The organism is uncultured Maribacter sp., assembly GCF_963974015.1.
Classification (GTDB): Bacteria; Bacteroidota; Bacteroidia; order Flavobacteriales; family Flavobacteriaceae; genus Maribacter.
The window spans coordinates 158,124-177,512 of record NZ_CAXBBZ010000005.1 but is presented as its reverse complement, the minus strand read 5'-3'; the positions used below and the strand labels follow the sequence as shown (position 1 = coordinate 177,512).

Annotated in this window: 13 protein-coding genes; 6 read left to right on the top strand and 7 right to left on the bottom strand. The window is 37.5% G+C overall.

Translation table 11 applies throughout. From position 1 onward, the window contains the following. The first annotated feature begins 130 nt into the window (after positions 1-130). Positions 131-1,198 carry an AmmeMemoRadiSam system protein B gene (gene amrB, locus AACZ41_RS10340; RefSeq protein ID WP_339628367.1) on the top strand — a complete coding sequence of 356 codons (1,068 nt, stop codon included), beginning with the start codon at positions 131-133 and terminating at the stop codon, positions 1,196-1,198. Between the two features lie 63 nt (positions 1,199-1,261). Here the strand turns inward: amrB and AACZ41_RS10335 are convergent, their stop codons facing one another. Further along, positions 1,262-4,531 carry a glycosyl hydrolase gene (locus tag AACZ41_RS10335; RefSeq protein WP_339628366.1) on the bottom strand — a complete coding sequence of 1,090 codons (3,270 nt, stop codon included), beginning with the start codon at positions 4,529-4,531 and terminating at the stop codon, positions 1,262-1,264. Positions 4,532-4,821: 290 nt separating this feature from the next. Between AACZ41_RS10335 and AACZ41_RS10330 the strand changes: the two genes are divergently transcribed. From AACZ41_RS10330 to madM, 3 genes are read left to right on the top strand one after another with little or no spacing between them, the layout of a single operon-like run. Next, positions 4,822-6,300 (top strand): acyl-CoA synthetase, encoded by a 1,479-nt coding sequence (locus AACZ41_RS10330; protein ID WP_339628365.1) that lies wholly within the window; start codon positions 4,822-4,824, stop codon positions 6,298-6,300. Positions 6,301-6,308: 8 nt separating this feature from the next. Continuing rightward, a complete protein-coding gene (gene madL / locus AACZ41_RS10325) occupies positions 6,309-6,683 on the top strand; it encodes a malonate transporter subunit MadL (protein WP_339628364.1) in 375 nt (124 codons plus the stop codon). A 2-nt stretch (positions 6,684-6,685) separates the two neighbouring features. Beyond that, positions 6,686-7,432, top strand: coding sequence for a malonate transporter subunit MadM (madM, locus tag AACZ41_RS10320; RefSeq protein ID WP_339628362.1), 747 nt, complete (start codon positions 6,686-6,688; stop codon positions 7,430-7,432). A 30-nt stretch (positions 7,433-7,462) separates the two neighbouring features. On the opposite strand, the gene AACZ41_RS10315 is transcribed toward madM, so the two are convergent. Genes AACZ41_RS10315 through AACZ41_RS10305 form a run of 3 tightly spaced genes read right to left on the bottom strand, consistent with a single transcriptional unit; the run spans position 7,463 to position 14,256 of the window. Beyond that, entirely contained in the window at positions 7,463-8,353 is an 891-nt protein-coding gene (locus AACZ41_RS10315) for a transglutaminase family protein (RefSeq protein ID WP_339628361.1), read from the bottom strand. 2 nt (positions 8,354-8,355) lie between these two features. Beyond that, the gene (locus AACZ41_RS10310) at positions 8,356-10,917 is read right to left on the bottom strand and encodes a circularly permuted type 2 ATP-grasp protein (RefSeq protein WP_339628360.1); all 2,562 of its coding nucleotides are present in this window, start codon (positions 10,915-10,917) and stop codon (positions 8,356-8,358) included. A 12-nt stretch (positions 10,918-10,929) separates the two neighbouring features. Then, complete coding sequence (locus tag AACZ41_RS10305; RefSeq protein WP_339628359.1) at positions 10,930-14,256, bottom strand: transglutaminase family protein; 3,327 nt, start codon at positions 14,254-14,256, stop codon at positions 10,930-10,932. A gap of 275 nt (positions 14,257-14,531) precedes the next feature. Here AACZ41_RS10305 and AACZ41_RS10300 point away from each other — a divergent pair, with 275 nt between their 5' ends. Together AACZ41_RS10300 and AACZ41_RS10295 are read left to right on the top strand one after the other, a co-directional pair. Then, a complete protein-coding gene (locus tag AACZ41_RS10300; protein WP_339628358.1) occupies positions 14,532-15,074 on the top strand; it encodes a DUF4287 domain-containing protein in 543 nt (180 codons plus the stop codon). Between the two features lie 80 nt (positions 15,075-15,154). Beyond that, complete coding sequence (locus AACZ41_RS10295) at positions 15,155-16,027, top strand: cation diffusion facilitator family transporter (protein ID WP_339628357.1); 873 nt, start codon at positions 15,155-15,157, stop codon at positions 16,025-16,027. On the opposite strand, the gene AACZ41_RS10290 is transcribed toward AACZ41_RS10295, so the two are convergent. Genes AACZ41_RS10290 through AACZ41_RS10280 form a run of 3 tightly spaced genes read right to left on the bottom strand, consistent with a single transcriptional unit; the run spans position 16,022 to position 19,337 of the window. Further along, positions 16,022-16,912 carry a flavin reductase family protein gene (locus AACZ41_RS10290; RefSeq protein WP_339628356.1) on the bottom strand — a complete coding sequence of 297 codons (891 nt, stop codon included), beginning with the start codon at positions 16,910-16,912 and terminating at the stop codon, positions 16,022-16,024. The two genes, AACZ41_RS10295 and AACZ41_RS10290, sit on opposite strands and share 6 nt — an antisense overlap. A gap of 17 nt (positions 16,913-16,929) precedes the next feature. Next, positions 16,930-18,165 carry a fumarylacetoacetase gene (gene fahA, locus AACZ41_RS10285; RefSeq protein ID WP_339628355.1) on the bottom strand — a complete coding sequence of 412 codons (1,236 nt, stop codon included), beginning with the start codon at positions 18,163-18,165 and terminating at the stop codon, positions 16,930-16,932. Positions 18,166-18,182: 17 nt separating this feature from the next. Then, positions 18,183-19,337 carry a homogentisate 1,2-dioxygenase gene (locus AACZ41_RS10280; protein ID WP_339628354.1) on the bottom strand — a complete coding sequence of 385 codons (1,155 nt, stop codon included), beginning with the start codon at positions 19,335-19,337 and terminating at the stop codon, positions 18,183-18,185. Positions 19,338-19,389 lie beyond the last annotated feature (52 nt).

The window sequence follows — 19,389 nt, the reverse complement described above, 5'->3', positions numbered from 1 at the left end:
AGGTTTGACCTTTTTACTAAGAATTTACCCAAAGCGAAATATACATTTGAACAAATACCTTAAAACAATTTCTTGCCTTATTTATTAAGTTACAAATATTACATTTGGAAACTAGATAAATTAAACCGTCATGAAAGATTTTATTGTTTTATTATTCATTTCGCTCTTTGCGATAAGCTGTAAACAAAATCCAAAAAATGATGTTTCCTCAAAACCGATCAAGATACGAGAAGCCAACAATTACGCTAAGCATGATTGGCAAATGGATTCAATTTACAATAGGCTAGACTTAAAGGACTCTCCTAATAATTTAAATTGGAAAACAGCCATTACGCCCCATGATAACTATCGATTTGCCGGTCAGCTATATTATAAATCTTTAAGAGGTATCAATGCCCCTAATATTATTCTTATAGGGGTGGCACATAGAGCTCGTAATTATGAGCTACAGGATAAGCTCATTTTTGGAACATTTACAGAATGGGAATCCCCTTATGGGGGCATTAAAGTATCTTCTTTAAATGATGAGATTATTTCTCATTTACCGGAAGATAACTTTGTAGTGCATGATAGTATGCAAGTAATCGAACACTCACTCGAAGCAATTATACCATGGTTGCACAAAAAAAACAGAAAAGCTGAAATTGTTCCAATTCTTGTGCCTTATATCAATTACACAACCATTGATTATATAAGTCAAAATCTTGCTAAAGTAGTGCATAATATATGTGCAGAAAAAAATTGGGAATTTGGCAAAGATGTAGCAATCGTCATTTCAAATGATGCCGTTCATTATGGGGATCTAGAATGGGGAGACAGTAAAAATATGGCTCCAATGGGCACAGATTCCGTTGGTACTCAAAAGGCGGTTACTATGGACCTAAAAATTATAAATGACTGTTTATCAGGAACTGTAACTAATGAAAAAATTAAGATGTTTACCGAATATACGGTTCAAAAAAATGACTATAAGCAATATAAATGGGTTTGGTGTGGCAGATATTCTGTTCCTTTTGGTATGTCATTTGCAAACAATCTCAATATTTTAGAAAATCAAGAAAACCTTCAAAGCTCCTTTTTAGGATACCAAACCAGTATTGATCATCCCCTTATCGAAGTTGAAGATTTAGGTATGGAAGTAACAGCACTCTCAACAAATAGGCATTGGGTTGCTTATACAAGTATTATTTACCAATAAAATTTATTGTTAAATAATACTGTTTACTTTTAAAGGCCCGAATCTTAAAAATAATTTTTGAAATTAAAATTTACGGTTAGGAGTGTAAGGAGCCCCTATCTCCTCTAAATTTGACTCAAATGCTTCAAATTTCATTAGATAATTTCGCATTTCTGATTGAAATTTATCAAAATCAATGGAAGCAATATCTATATTCGTTTTTTGCGTTTCCGTAGGCGATTGGGTGGTCTCCCAATGTGAATAGCTTACTTGACCCACTCTAGACCGAATAGAAGGTATAGTTGCTTCATCTTTTGATTGCTTAACACTATCTCCATTCAATTTTGTCATTAGCCCACTTAATTCTACACTCAACTTTTCTAATTGTACAAATAAACTTGCAGTTGCTTTTGGTGTATTTATCAATGCGGCTTTCATATAGCGAAGGCGTTCACTAATCTCACCCAACTTTTGGCCTACATTTGATACTTGCCTAGATAGTTCGGCAGTCTTGTTTTGAAAGGAAGAAATTGACTTATAATCTGTTTCTGTTTTTTTGACTGGTTTTACAAGGAAGTTTTCTGAATCTCCTTGCGCTTTTAAATCCCCATTAAATAAAACATATAGTTGCACACTATACCGGCCTGGCATTGCCAATGGACCTTGAGCTTCGCCTGCCCATGGTGGTCTAAAATCTGGTACTGTCAAATCAATAGGGTCTGGTGGCGAAAATCGTAGATCCCAATTTACTCTATGAATTCCTTTTTCAGAACTACCTTCAATCCATCTTACTGGTTGGTTATTTTCATCACTAACTAATAGCAATACACGTGGCTCATTCTCTTTGGCCTCCTCCCCGAGTTGTTTCCATCCTGGAAAAGGTATACTTAAATTATTCTTTTTCAAAGAATTTTCATTCTCCTTGCGTGTAACTTTTAAGGTCTTAGGCACATCTGCTAAATAATATGTAAACAAAGCTCCAAACGGAGGATTCTCTGTTGCAAAACTCGTACTACCTAATGTAGGCATTCCTTTGGCCTGCATAGGCGTATTAGGAATATACCACCAAGCGTCTCTCACTGAAAACAACGTATTCTTCTTTGCATTAAGTGTAGTAGCCATTTCTCTTAAAGGAGAATAATCATCTAAAATATAAAACCCTCTTCCAAATGAGGCAACAACTAAATCATTATCTCGCGGATGTAGTTCAAGATCACGAAACGGAATAGTTGGTACTCCTGATTTTAGTTGAATCCAATTATCACCTTTATTGGTTGAAAAATAAATTCCAAATTCTGTGCCTATAAACAGTAAGTTGGCATTAATAGGATCTTGTTTGATAACCCAAACAATTGTTTCGTTAGGAAGATCACCCACTATTGATTTCCATGACCTACCTCTATCTGAACTCATGAAAATATATGGTTTGAAATCACCAAACTTATGCGCATCTGCACTGATAAAAACAGTGCTCGCATCATGATTTGACGATTCTATATCATTTATAAAAGAAAGTGCCGGTACTTTGGGAAGCGTAGCGCTTTTTCTCCAATTATCACCACCATCTTCACTAATATTCACTAATCCATCATCAGAACCAACATATAATAAGCCCTTAACTATTGGTGACTCAGAAATTGAAGTTAGCGTTGCATATTTTGACATGGCACTGTTATCGTACAATGCATCAACACTCCAAACTTTGCCCATCATCTCCAACTCATACCGATTGCGGTTCGTAGTTAAGTCAGGGCTTAACGATTTCCAAGAATTACCTTGATCATCACTACGCCAAAGTCTTTGAGAACCATAGTAAAGCCTTTTGTTATTGTGCGGGCTAATTAATAACGGACTGTCCCAATTCCATCTTTCCGCCATTTCGCCTAGACCTGGTTGGGGCTGTATATCCATTCCTTCTTCTGTTAAACGATCATAACGAACAAGATTACCCTCTTGAATTTCCATATAAACCGTATTAGGGTCTTCAGGGTCAAAGGCATTATCATAACCATCAGCACCCAATGGAACATACCAATCACTATTTCTAACTCCCTCGGTATTCATTGTTCTCGAAGGACCAATTAAGGAACCCAAATCTTGTGCCCCTCCAACAATATTATAATATGGCTCAGAATTATCTAAATCAAGTTTATAAAACTGTGCAATAGGTAAATTAGGAAAATGACGCCAAGTACTACCTTCATCGAAAGTTTCGTATAATCCGCCATCCGAACCTGCTAATAAATGTTTGCCATTTTCAGGATCAATCCATAGCGCGTGGTTATCACTATGTTTTTCTCGGCCTGTTCCTAATACTTTAAAATTTTTACCTCCGTCCCGTGATACTCGAATAAAAACATCCATCTGATAAATCAAATCTGGATTGGAGGGTGAAACTTCGATCTCTTGATAATAATGAGGTCCTGTTCCACCAGAAATATATTCGTTCTGATGTTCCCAACTTTCTCCCTTATTTATAGATTTATAAAATCCTTTTTCAGAATTCTCGGCTTCAATAGTAGCATAAACAATATCAGAATTAGCAGAAGTAACCGCTAACCCAATCTTACCCATTTCGCCTTTAGGTAAACCTGTGCTCTTTTTAGACCATGTTTCACCATTATCAGATGATTTATAAATTCCTGATTTAGGCCCACCAGAAAGTAGCGCCCAAACATGTCTTCTTCTTTGATATGCAGCGGCATAAACTATATCGGGATTAGAAGGATCAAATTCAATATCGGTAACTCCTGTGTTCTCATCAATTTCTAGTACCAGATTCCACGTTTTACCACCATCTATTGTTTTATATAAACCACGATCTCCGCCTGCCGACCATAATGGACCCTCAGCGGCAACAAACACCACATCGCTATTTCTTGGGTCAATTAAAATTTTACCTATATGCTGTGATTTAAAAAGCCCCGTACGATTCCAACTTATGCCACCATCGTTACTCTTATACACACCATCTCCCCAACCGACATGCCTTCCACTCACATTTTCACCAGTACCTACCCAAACCACTTGCGAGTTATTAGGGTCAATAGCAACCGAACCAATAGAATAAGAGGTCTGGCTATCAAAAACAGGTTTCCATGATATACCATTATTACTGGTTTTCCACAAACCCCCAGAACCAACTGCTACATACCAATTACTTGGATCTTGTTCACTTACCGCTATATCGGCAATTCTACCACCCATTACCGCTGGCCCAATTGAGCGCATTTTTAAACCATTAGCGGCATCGGCGATAGTGGCAATATCTATTGTTTGAGATTTGACAGACGAGGAAACTGAAATAATAAAAAAAATCAGGAGAAAGCCAAAAGAATGATTATTATATGACATAAACTTTAATATTTAAATTATTTAAAGCACGAGATGTTGAAATCATTAACCCAATTTCAATATCTTGAACAGTAAAAATAATTAACTACTCTGAAACAACTAAAAATATAAGCTTTTTTATAAATTTCCATTCCGCAGACATCTATGATTTGAGCTTAAACCCACCATCTGAATTAAGAAAACGAATATTACCGCAGCTCAATTAATAAGTAACTTACAATCTATTTTGCATTTTACCGTATTGGTGCTTACCTTGTTAGGCTGATACGTTTATTAAGCACCTATACCAAATGATTACACTAATTGAAAGGGCCTCTTCGTTCAAGGATAGAGTTGCCATCAAAAGCAATGGTAAAAACCACACATACAATCAACTATTAGCGCAGTCAGAACATGTTTCTGCTCATCTATTGCAAGACAAAAAAGATTTAAACCAGGCTAGAATTGCTTTTTTAGTTCCTGCGAGCTTTTCTTACGCCGCAGTTCAATGGGGAATTTGGAGGGCGGGTGGTATTGCCATTCCTCTTTGTGAAAAACATCCGTTACCTTCCATGCAGTATGTACTAGACGATACCGAAGCCACAACGGTAATTTATACCGAGGCTTTCGAGGAATTGCTTTCACCTCTATTTAAAAGTACTAAAATCCGATTTCTCAAATATGCTGATATTACTCCCAAAAAATGTGAGTTGCCAACGATTGCGTTAGACCGTAGTGCACTTATACTTTACACAAGTGGCACTACCGGGTTGCCAAAAGGTGTTGTTACTACCCACGCCAATATTGAGGCACAAATTACGGCCTTAACGACTTCTTGGGAATGGAACAAAAATGACCACGTTCTAAATGTTTTGCCACTTCATCACGTGCATGGCATTATTAATATGTTAAGTTGTGCCTTATGGAGCGGAGCCTGCTGTGAATTCTTACCTAAATTTAGTCCGAAAGCTATATTTGATATTTTCCTGAAAGGTGAGGTGAATGTTTTTATGGCCGTACCTACAATTTACTTTAAATTAATTACCTATTTCAATGAGCTTCCTCAAGAAGAACAACAGGCTATCTCAAACCATCTTTTAAAATTTCGTCTTATGGTTTCTGGCTCGGCCGCACTGCCTGTCAGTGTTCTGAAGGAATGGAAAGAAATTAGCGGACATACTTTATTGGAACGCTATGGTATGACCGAAATGGGAATGGCCATTAGCAATCCATACAACGAAACACGTAGACCAGGCCATATTGGTCAACCGCTACACGGCGTCTCTATTAGGCTAGCCAATGAAAACAATCAAATTGTTACAGCTGGTGAACCTGGGGAAATTCAAATTAAGGGACCTAATGTCTTTAAGGAGTACTGGGGAAATCCAGAGGCTACTGCAGAGGCTTTTACAGTCGATGGTTGGTTTAAATCTGGTGATATAGCCATATTCGATGTCGATAGCTACCAAATCTTAGGTAGGAATTCAGTAGATATCATTAAATCTGGTGGCTACAAAATATCTGCATTAGAAATTGAAGAGGTACTGCGCACACATCCCCAAATTAAAGATTGTGGCGTAGTGGGCATTCCCGATTTGGAATGGGGAGAAATTATAGGGGCTAGCATAGTTTTAAAGTCTGGTGAATTATCTGTTGAAGATTTAACATCATGGATTCATGAAAAATTACCTGCATATAAAACACCTAAAAAGTATATTTTTCAAGAAGATTTACCCAGAAACGTTATGGGGAAAGTAACAAAGAACGATATTAAAAAACTATTCATATAAACCAACCTATGAAAATATACGGAGTAGCATTACTGGCCGCTTGTTTCTTACTAGGCAAACTCCTAGGAAATTTATTAGGTAAACTCATCAACATCAATAACGATATTGGGGGCGTTGGCTTTGCAATGATTCTGTTAATGGCATCGAGCATTTATCTTAGAAAAAAAGGATGGTTAATTCCTGAAACTGAAAAAGGTGTTTGGTTTTGGAGTGCCATGTATATACCCATTATTGTTGCTATGGCTGCAACGCTTAACGTTAAAGCTGCGGTTTCAGGAGGTTTTGTTGCGGTTGTTGCCGGAATCGTAACCACCATAATCTGTATGCTATTGGTACCTGTATTATCTAAAATTGGCAGAAACAATGAAATTCCAAAAACATAGGTATGGAGATCATTGAAAAGATTATTTCTAAGAACGGACTCGTATTCGCTTTTCTATTTGTAGGCATCGTGATGCTTATTTCTTTTTGGATTTCCAAAAAAATATTTAAAAATAAAATACCTGGGGTTGCCATTGCAATTCTAATAGGATTATCATTAGCATTTTTTGGCGATAAGAAAGGTATCGCAAATATCCCCATTTTTGCAGGTATGGCGATATTGGGTGGGTCTATGTTTAGAGATTTCGCCGTTGTTGCTACAGCAATGAGTGCCGATATTTCTAAAATAAAACAAGCCGGACTTGCAGGAATAATCTCGCTATTTATTGGAGTCACTGTAACCTTTTTTATTGGGGCTATAATTGCTTACTCTATGGGTTACACAGATGCGGTTAGTATGGCAACAATTGCAGCAGGTGCTGGTACATATATTATAGGCCCTGTAACTGGTACTGCACTGGGTGCTAGTTCAGATGTCATTGCCATAAGCGTAGCTACTGGAGTCGTAAAAACAATTTTTACCACAATAGCAACCCCATTGATTGCCAAACGTATTAAGCTAGACAATCCACATGCTGCCGTTGTGTTTGGTGGATTAATAGGTACTACCAGTGGTGTAGTTGCAGGCTTGGCCGCTACAGATGAAAAGCTTGTTCCTTATGGAGCATTAACCGCAACATTCTATACAGGAATTGGTTGTTTATTATGTCCTTCCGTTTTTTATCTGATATTGAAATTTTTCGGTTTTTAATTTTTCTATACATCAATAATCGAAAACATTTTACTCGACCGCAGCAATATCTACCGATACTTTCAACTTACTTTGACCGCTTCCATACACCACACCTTTTAAGGGAGGCACATCATAATAATCCCTACCCCAACCAACCACAATGTGCTGATCTTTGGGTATTATGTTATTAGTGGGGTCAAAATCTACCCAGCCAAAACCTGGTATAAATATAGCAAACCATGCATGCGATGCATCTGCACCTACCAATTTTACCTTACCAGGAGGTGGTAGAGTTTCAATATAACCACTAATATATCGTGCGGGCAATCCAACAGAACGAATACAAGCAATGGCAATTTGCGCGAAATCTTGACAAACTCCCTTTTTTTCTTTCATAACTTCTTCTATGGGAGTCGAAATAGTAGAAAACTCCGAATCGAAATCGAAATCGGTATAAATTCGTTGCATTAATTCGTAAGCTGCATCAAAAACGGAACGGTTTCCTTTAAAAGACAATTCGGCATACTCACGTATATCCTTATCTGTGCGTCGTATGAATATTGATTCAAGTATATATTGCTTTGCCTCAAGTACCTCTGGATCCATTCCCTGTAAAGCTAACAAAGCATTGTTCATCGTGATGTTTTTACATGCTGGACTTTTGAAAGATTCCTGAAATTTCGCATAGTCCCTTTTGATTTTACTTCTGGTAGTTACCTTCAGTATTTTATGTTCCGTTTGTATGGAAAAACGGGTGATGTAATTACCAAAAAAATCGATACGCTCAGATATTTCAGTGGGTTCTGGAGTAATCTGTATCGTATAATCTAAAAGCTCTTGTCCCTTCGATTCTCTTGGCCTAAGCGTAGCAATATTATGACAATAACTTACCGGGGCATTATATTCGTACTTGGTAATATGTGTTACATTAAATATCATGCTTAAATAGGGAAAGACTGTGTAAACAATTGGTTTTGCTTGTCTGTATGATTGAAATAGGTATTTGATATAGATTGCGAAGTCTGATATAAAAGCTTAGAAAGAGCTTTCAATAAATTATCAAGTTCTTCTCTAGAAAAATCAGTTTCAGATTTTGTTTTGGCTAATTTTGATGATTCTGCTAACCTCAACTTTGAAAAGGCCTCGAATACAAATTTCTCATAATTACTTAATCGATGGTCTTGTTTCGAATGTGGCAAACGAGATATATCTTTCTGCAATCGATTAATCATAAAGGTTAAAGAACGTGCATAGTCTAGATCTAACACTATTAAATCAAGTACATGCTCTAACTCAATATGCGAACGATAACTATATCGATAAATATTTAAACTTTCGTGGCTTGTCAATAAATACTCTAACAATTCATATTCTACCTGATCGTCGTATTTAATCGTTAGTAAGGCACGACATTTAGTAATGGTCAACGAACTTTGCTCTAATTGCAATCCTATGAAATAAAGCAACAAACCTTGTTGTACCATAATACTCTCCTCAATCAGCCCCATAAAAGCAATTAAGCGGGTAATTAACTGATTCAATACTTTTAATATTCGATTGATAGAATGATCCTCACTATCTACCAAAGAACTCCAAAGCTTTTGAATATTTTCAAAAACACGCCACATATCCGAAGACCAAAGATTACGTATAGAATAGTATGAATTGCTGAACATACTTATGGTATGGGCTAAACTGCCCACTCTATTTTTATCTAAAATAACGGATAACATTTCTTCGTACGGGTTATCCATCGCCAGTTTCCCATCCTTATCCTTCTCTATAAAACCTGGGTAGGTACCTGTCAATTGGGTAACAGCTTTGAAAAGTACTTTTAGCTTTTCAGAATCAGGTTTTTCATCCCTATTCTGTACTATGGCCATTTGACGCATAACCGTACGTAAAAAACGAGCGTTAACTAAAGTACGCCCAACGTAACGCCCTGCCCAATATAAATTTTCTGCCGTGAGACTTGGCAAATCATTTAATCCTGAAATTGCAACCGATGATTTCTGCTGCCATTGTCTACTCTTATCTTCTTGTGAGGTGGTCTCATCCAATATCCATAAATCTTTACTTGTACCACCTCGCTGATTAGAAACCCTAACGGTTTCACTATCTGATGCTACCCTAACCAAACCACCGGGCATTACAGAATACTGGTCTTTTGAGGCAATACAAAATGCGCGAGCGACTACATTTCTAGGCTCTACGTTCCCATTTGTAAGATTCGGAGCGGTAGAAAAATTAATGTGCTCTTGAGCAACAAAACGATATGGCCTTTCTAAAATTACTCTTTTAAGGGCTTCTATTTCTTTGGTACTCATTAACTCACCAAAATAGATACTTTCTCTATTTGTGCGATCTATTCTTTTTACGACTAATTTTGATAAATTTTCTAGTACGTAATTTTTCTCTTTTTCTTGTCCGCACCACCAAGAGGCTATTTGCGGTAATAACAACTCTTCTTTCAAGAAATATTTAGCAATCGCTGGCATAAAAGGAATTAACCCAGGATTTTCAATAACTCCACTTCCTACTGGATTAATGACCGATACATTTTTTCTTCTCACCACATCTAATAATCCCGCGACACCTAAATGTGAATCTTCACGTAATTCCAATGGATCTGTAAATGCATCATCTACCCTACGCAATACTACGTCTATCTGTTTTAACCCTTGTAGTGATTTCATCCATAGAAAACCATCACGCACTACCAAATCATTGCCTTGCACTAATGGATATCCTAGAAATGAAGCCATGTAGGCATGTTCAAAATACGTTTCATTATGTGATCCGGGTGTTAGAATTACGATATTCGGATTCTCTTTTTTACCTGGGGCAGCATCAACAAGCATCTGATTGAATTCTTGAAAAAAACCAGATAAACGTTTAACATGCATTTTCGCGAACATCTCAGGAAGAATTCTACTGCTTGTAGACCTATTCTCTAATGCATAACCCATTCCTGATGGTGCTTCTGTACGATCATTAACTACCCACAAACGACCATCAGTGCCACGACACAAATCTGCTGCATATATGGATAAAAACTTTTCTAGATTAAGCTCCATTCCTGAGCATTGTCTTAAAAAACCACGATGCCCATAAATAACTTCATAGGGTACAATACCATCTTTAATCAGCTTTCGTTCGCCGTAAACATCTTTTAAGACCAAATTAAGCAATTCGGCCCGTTGTTTTAAACCTGCCTCTACCCTATTCCACTCTTCTTGATGCAGAACAAAAGGAACCACATTCAAGCTCCAAGGCCTGTGCATTCCTTTTGGGTCATTGTATACGTTATAGGTAACTCCGTTCTCGGACAATAACCAATCAATATCTTTCTGGCGTGCCGTTAATCCGTTCACCCCAAGTTTATCAAACCCTTTAAATAATTTATTCCAATAAGGTTTTAACTCATCGTTCAATGAGTACATTTCATCATTGCCCTGATGGGTTTTATAGCTATTTAACCAGCTAGTCTTCGTTGTTGGCATTGCCTTTTTCAATTACTTCTTACGTAAATCGGTTACATGTGGATACTCGGGATTGACTGGCAACTCCTTATATACAAATGTATTTGAACCTGACTTAGGTTCAACCATTCTACCTGTAAAATTTGTTGTAGCGACCAATTCTTTCGGTGTTTCTTCTTCTTGTGTTAAACCAATATCCCAAAACCTATTTATTCTTCGCGATTCGGCTTCAAGGCTGTTTATAGGGTAATTATCATAGGAAAGCCCGCCAGGGTGGGCCACAAAATAAGTACAACCTCCAATAGATTTTTGATTCCAATCATCTACAATATCAAAAACCAAGGGCGTATCTACACCAATAGTTGGGTGCAATGCAGACCAAGGATCCCAAGCTTTAAAGCGTACACCTGCCACATACTCACCTTTTGTTCCCGTAGGGCTAAGATCTACTTTTACGCCGTTACACGTTAACGTATACCTTTCTTCTGTGAAGTTATTAAGTTTCACCTGTATGCGTTCTAAAGAAGAATCGACATAACGCGAAGTACCACGCCCTGTCATTTCTTCGCCCAGCACATTCCAAGGTTCGATGGCCATACGAAGTTCTAACTGCATCGCATTTATTTCTACCATGCCATACAATGGAAAACGGAATTCAAAGAACGGGTCGAACCAATCTAACTTAAATGGATAACCCGCATCGTTCAATTGATCCACAATATCTTTTATATCCTCTTTTACGTAATGCTCTAATAAAAATTTGTCATGAAGTTCAGAACCCCAACGAACCAACTTATGCTTATAGGGCTTTTTCCAAAACCAAGAAACCAAAGTCCGCACCAACAACATTTGCATTAAACTCATTTGTGCGTGTGGTGGCATATCAAATGCACGAAGTTCTAGTATACCCAACCTACCTGAAGAAGAATCTGGGGAATATAATTTATCGATACAAAATTCTGCCCTATGAGTGTTTCCTGTAATATCGGTCAGTAAATGACGAAACAAACGGTCGGTCAACCAAAATGGTACTTCTTTATCTTCGGGTATTTGCGAAAATGCAATCTCTAGCTCATATAAGTTTTCTAATCTAGTCTCATCAACTCGTGGTGCTTGACTCGTTGGCCCTATAAATGCCCCAGAAAATAAATAAGAAAGTCCAGGGTGATGTTGCCAGAACGTCAATAAACTTCGCAACAATTGTGGATTACGAAGTAGTGGACTATCCGCTGGCGTAACCCCACCCAACGTAACGTGATTTCCCCCTCCAGTACCGGTATGCTTACCATCCAGCATAAATTTTTCTGTACCTAAACGAGCTTTTTTAGCCTCTGCATAAAGCGTCAACGTATTATCAGTTAGTTCTTTCCAGTTATTTGCCGGATGAACATTTATTTCGATAACACCGGGATCAGGTGTAACTTTCAATACCTCTAAACGGTTATCTCGCGGTGGCTCATACCCTTCTAAAATTACCGGAGTGTTTAATTTTTTAGCAGTAGCCTCTATACTAGCCACTAAATCTAGAAAGTCTTCTGCGCTATCTAAAGGCGGTAAATACAAGTATAATTTATCTTCTCTAACCTCAGCACAAATTGCAGTACGAACAAAAGGCTGATTTTTATTTTTTCTTGTTTCTGTTTTCCTTCTATTTCTTCGCTTTAAATCGACTCCGTATGCTGGTAAAGCAGGTCGTTTTTCAAAAAGTTCAGGCTCTGCTGTTGGCTCTGATGGAATTTCAGGATTTTTTGGCAAAGAGTCTAATGGTAATCGCAATCCTATAGATGAATTACCAGGTGTCAATAATAAATGCTTACCTCTAAACTCCCACAGATTAGTAATCCATTTGCCGTTTTTTTTAATTAATGGGAATACATGACCTACGGCCTTACCGATACCTTGCTCTAAAATATCGCCCAATTTACGGCGTAAGTGGGTATCGTTTTTATTGTATTTTTTTGGATCAACATCAATTGGCAGTTTACCTTCTTCCCATAAAAAGTAAAATGCATCTTCGTATGCAGGAGTAACAGCTTCATTGTCAGTCCCTAAAAATTTGGATAATGTTCTTAAGAATGTCTCCGTAATATTTACGGGTAGTTTATAATTTTCCGCAAAGGAGGCCAGCAACTTTGGATCTCTCCAAATAGGGTTTCCATCTTTACGCCAATGAATACCTATTAACCAACGCGGTAAAGGTTCTCCAGGATACCATTTTCCCTGTGCATGATGTAAGACCCCGCCTTTACCGAACACATCCATTAAACTTAATGACAATTTACTTGCCAGTTTGCGTTTGTGCTCACCATCGGCCTCGGTATTCCACTCCCCCGACTCCATATCATCTACTGAAACAAAAGTTGGTTCGCCACCCATGGTTAGTCGAACATCATTCGCCTGTAATTCATCTTCAACCACAAAGCCTAAATCATAAATGGCTTTCCATTGCTCTTCTGTATAAGGTTTGGTTACGCGTGGAGATTCAAAAATACGGGTTACAGAATTTTCAAACTCAAAGGTAGTTTCAGCAAAATCGCTAAATCCGCTAACGGGTGCTGCACTTTCATAAGAAGGTGTACATGCCAAAGGAATATGACCTTCACCAGCCAACAGACCAGATGTAGCGTCTAAACCGATCCAACCCGCTCCTGGCAAATATACTTCTGCCCACGCATGTAAATCTGTAAAATCTTCTTCAGGACCCGATGGGCCATCCAATGATTTTTCGTCGGACTTCAATTGAACTAAATATCCAGAAACAAAACGTGAAGCCAAACCTAAATGGCGTAGCGTCTGTACCAATAACCAAGCATAATCTCTACACGAACCCAATTTACTGCTTAAGGTTTCTTCACAAGTTTGCACTCCAGGATCCATACGTAAGGTATAATTCAAATAATCATACAAATCGCTGTTCAAACCAATTAAAAAGTCGATACTACGCTTAGGTGTCATGTCGATTTTCGCCAACCAATCTTTTAAAAGCGGGCCACTTTCCACTTTTTCTAAATAGGGCAGTAATTCCTTTTTCAATTCTTCGGAATATGTAAAAGGAAATTCTTCTACAGCTTCTTCAACAAAGAAATCGAACGGATTAATCGTTTTTAAATCTGCAATAATTTCGACATCTACAGAAAGTTCAGTAGTCTTATCGGGGAATACGATACGTGCTAAATAATTACCAAACGGGTCTTGTTGCCAATTGAAAAAATGATTCTCTGGCTTAATCTTTATGGAGTACGATTCAATGGGCGTTCTACTATGTGGTGCAGGCCGCAATCTAAATATGTGTGGAGATAAGTTTATACTTCTATCGTATATATATTTTGTCTTATGTTTAATTGCAACTTTTAATGCCATAGGTGAGTCGTATTTCTTTCTTACCTAATATAAGCACTAATAATTATAATTGTATGCGTAAATATGTTAATCGCCTTTTTTTTATTCATAAAATAGCTAGGACGTTTTTTATTGCTAGATTGATAATCTAGAAGTTGATTTTTCATTCTTTCTATGGATAAAGCGCCTCTATTACAAGCATTGAAAACTAATTTTACCTGCTAAATTGCACATATAAAAAATTAAATCACTATTAATTTTCGTAAATTAAAGTTCAATTTCAAATCATCGACAAAATGGAAAAGGCACTTAAAACCATGATTGATAATATGCCCGAAAAAACAGGTAAGTCTTTAAAGGAGTGGAAAACGGTTCTGAAATCAAAATCATTTACAAAGCATTCTGAAGCTGTCAATTTTCTCAAAAAAGAACATGGTGTAACCCATGGTTTCGCCAATACCATTGTCACTTTATCCAAAGAAGAGAATAATACTCCTACAGACTTGGTTGACCAACAATATAAAGGGAAGGAAAACTTAAAACCAATTTACGAAGCCATTTTAAAAGTGGTGAAATCATTTGGCGATGATGTAACCATTACTCCTAAAAAAACCACTGTCAGTTTGATACGGAAAACACAATTCGCCCTTATTAAACCGGCCACTAAAACTAGAATTGACCTCGGACTCAAAATAAAGGATAAACCTACAAATGACCGATTAGAATCTTCTGGCCCTTTTGGCACCATGTGCACGCACAGAGTTCAGCTTACCGATGCTACGCAAGTCGATAGTGAATTAATCGAATGGTTAAAAGAAGCTTACGAAAAAGCAAATTAACAGCTGTATTCATTATTTAAAGTTGAGATTAAATATAAATAAAAATATTCTGTGATTTCTGATACTATTACCTTTGCTATATGAGTATCGAACAAACTGCTATCAAGACCACTTATTTCAGCATTATCGGAAACATATTTCTGGCCTTGATTAAAGGATTTGCTGGTTTTTTTGGTAATTCATATGCCCTTATTGCAGATGCTATTGAGTCTACTACCGATATTTTTTCTTCCATTTTAGTGCTCTTGGGATTCAAATATGCAGAACGCCCAGCAGATGAAAATCACCCGTACGGACACGGAAAAATAGAACCAGTCATTACATTTTTAGTCGTAGCGTTTTTGGTTATTTCTGCAACGGTCATTGCCTATGAAAGCATCGAGAATATTCAGACTCCGCATAAAGTTCCAAAAGCATGGACATTAATAGTTTTAGGTTTAATAATTGTATGGAAAGAAATCTCATACCGTATTGTGATCAAAAAAAGTGAAGAAACCAATAGCACTTCTTTAAAGGCAGATGCTTGGCACCATAGAAGCGATGCAATTACTTCTGTAATGGCTTTTATTGGTATTTCAATTGCCGTTATTTTTGGCAAAGGTTACGAAACTGCAGATGATTGGGCGGCATTACTTGCATCGGGGTTTATTCTTTACAATAGTTATTTGATTTTAAGACCTGCGCTTGGTGAGATTATGGATGAACAACGCTATGATGCCCTTTTGGAAGAAATCCGCACAAAATCTTTAGAGGTTCCCGGAGTTACAGGAACAGAAAAATGCTTTATTCGTAAAGCGGGAATGAAATTTCATGTTGATTTGCACGCCATGGTAGATGGTAATATCTCAGTTACCAAAGGCCATGACATTGCTCACCTGTTACAAGATCATCTTAATAAGGAAATTCCTAACCTAGAACATGTGCTGATTCATATTGAACCCGATGATCTATAAGTGCAATAACGCCAATGCATCTTCCGTCTTTCCTTCTTCCAACCATTTTTGGGCTAGCTTGTGAATTTCAGATGAATTCTTAGTTCCTTCTAAAATGGACTTAACTTGTGGATTTTCTGCAATTTTACCGATTGATTCTTTTGTAGGCAATTCTTCCAAATTGCCTAATCGACCTAAGTTATTACCCGTTAAAACAGCACTATTACGAACAGCTTCTGGCAACGAATCCACCCCAATTCCTTTGGTACGTATAGGTTTTGGTATTTCAAAAAGTGCATCGCCATTGGCCCTGCAATACCAATTGCCCCCCATACGCGCTACTAAGTCTAATTTTGGAGTGTCTAGATTACCATCTGCGTCTAAATACGCTTTCTTCACATGAATCTGTACCACTTTAGCCAATACCAAATTACCTGCTCCTGGTCCGTCGCCCAGTGCTATTACCTTATCGACCACACATTCAAAAGCAACAGGAGCTTCCCCTACTCTTGGTGGCTTTATTTTATCACTGGGTACTTGGGTAAATCCGGCTTTTATGAACTCATTTACACCTTCGTCATATTCGGTACTTGACAATGACATTTGCTCTACCATATCGTAATTGACAATATTGATGACCGTCTCTTTTATTTCCAAAACATTTTCTAAGGTATGCTTGGTAGTATTATCACGACCTCTTCTTGAAGGAGAAAATATCATAATCGGGGGATTAACACTGAACAGGTTAAAATAACTGAACGGACTCAAATTCACATTTCCATCCTTATCTACTGTACTGGCAAAACAGATTGGTCTAGGTGCAACTGCAGACAACAAATAACCATGTAACTCTTGTTGCGAAATGGTAGTTGGGTCTATTGAATTTATTTCCTTGTTATTTGACATTGCTGTAGTATTCTAATTTATTTATTGGGTACTATGGTTCCAGATACCTCTCCAAAACCTACTCGCTTTCCATCTTTTTCTGCGAAACCTCGCATTGTAACCGTATCGTTATCTTCAATAAATGTACGCTCGCTGCCATCTTTCAGTTTAAACGGTTTTTTACCGCCCCATGATATTTCCAATAAAGAACCAAAAGAGCTTTCATCTTTACCTGATATGGTACCAGATGCCATTACATCACCAACATTTACATTGCACCCGTTTACGGTATGATGCGCCAGTTGTTGCATCATATTCCAATACATATATTTGAAATTTGATTTACTAATGACAGTTTCATCTGAATTTTGTGCAGACATACCCACTTCTAATTGAATGTCATAATTATTTGCACCTTCATATTTTAAATAAGACAACACCTCTGGTTGTTGCTCGGGACCTTGAACTTTAAAAGGTTCCAATGCCTCTAAAGCAACAATCCATGGGGACATGGAAGATGCAAAGTTTTTACCTAAAAACGGACCTAAAGGCACGTATTCCCATTTTTGAATATCACGTGCAGACCAGTCATTGAACAACACTAAACCGAAGATATGTTCAGCTGCATTTTTGGTTGAAATACGCTCACCTAATTCGGTGCTTTTGCCAACTATGAAACCCATTTCCAATTCAAAATCTAAATTTTTGGAGGGCTTGAACGAGGGCAATTCTTCATTATTTGGTTTTACCTGACCCAAGGGTCTGTGAATATTGGTGCCACTGACCACAATTGAAGAAGCGCGCCCATGATACCCTACCGGAATATGCCTCCAGTTCGGTAACAACGCATTTTCTGGATCACGGAACATCTTACCCACGTTGGTGGCATGCTCTATACTAGAATAGAAATCGGTATAATCACCCACATGCACTGGTAAATGCATAGTTGCATCTTTCTGTAAAGCAAAAACTTCAGGGTGATTTTTCAACGGAGAATTCTCAGAAACCAACATACGCTGTATATCTAAACGAACCTTATTGGTGATTTTCTTTCCTAATGCTATAAAATCATTTAACGTCTTCTGCCTAAAGTATGTCGCACTTACCTCTAACAGACCTAAATCAGATATTGCCGCCAAATCTAAAATCTGCTCTCCAATGGCCATACCTGCCCTAGGGGCATCATCTTTTAATGAGAAGATACCAAATGGAAGGTTATAGATTGAAAAATCTGAATTTTTGGGTACGGAAACCCATGTCTTTAATGTTGCCAAGTGCTTACTTATTTCTGTTATAACCAAGATTGATAATAGTCGCCATCATCTAATTTCAAAGCATTTTCGGTGACCATTAATGGTTTAAACGTATCTATCATTACCGCTAACTCTTCCGAACCTTTTTGACCTATACTGCGTTCTGCTGCACCAGGGTGCGGACCATGAGGTATACCTGCCGGATGTAATGATATATTACCTGGCTGTACGCCATTTCTACTCATAAAATCACCATCTACATAATACAACATCTCATCAGAATCAATATTCGAGTGATTATAAGGTGCCGGTATGGAAAGTGGATGATAATCATACAATCGTGGTACAAAAGAACAAATTACAAAGGCATTCGTCTCAAAAGTTTGATGCACTGGTGGCGGCTGATGAACTCTACCTGTAATAGGCTCAAAATTGTGAATGGAGAATCCGTACGGGAAATTGTACCCATCCCAACCCACAACATCAAAAGGGTGACCAATGTATACCATTTCATGCATGATACCTTGCTTCTTCACCTTCATCAAATGCTCGTTGTTATCATTAAAAGTTTCTAGATTTTGCGGCAATTTATAATCACGCTCACAAAATGGGGAATGCTCCAATAACTGACCGAACCAATTACGATAGCGTTTTGGTGTATATATCGGAGAAAAGGATTCTGCATATAGAATACGGTTATCCTCAGTATCAAAATCTATCTGATAAATAGTCCCCCTAGGAATAATTAAATAATCGCCATATTCAAAGGGAATTTGCCCAAAAATGGTACGCAAAGTGCCCGTGCCTTTATGAATGAACAACATTTCATCGGCATCGGTATTTTTATAAAAATAATCACGTAACGATTTTCTTGGCGCTGCAACTCCGATAATAATATCACTGTTCACCAACAATGGTTCACGAGCCTCTAAGAAATCATCTTTTGCAGGAGCATTAAAGCTTACCAATTTTAACGAACGTATATTCTTCTCCAAGGCAATTTTGGGAGAAACATCGGTGCTCTTTAATATCTCTTTGACCATGGTAGGCCTATTGTGGTGATATAATAAAGAGGACATACCGTCAAAACCAATTGTACCGAACAATTGCTCAGAATACAATTCACCATTTGGTTTCCTAAACTGCGTATGCCGCTTAGGTGGTAATTCTCCTTGTCTATGATATATAGGCATATACGTTCGTTATTAGTAGTTAATAAAGCTTCCTTTAAAAGTAATCTATTCC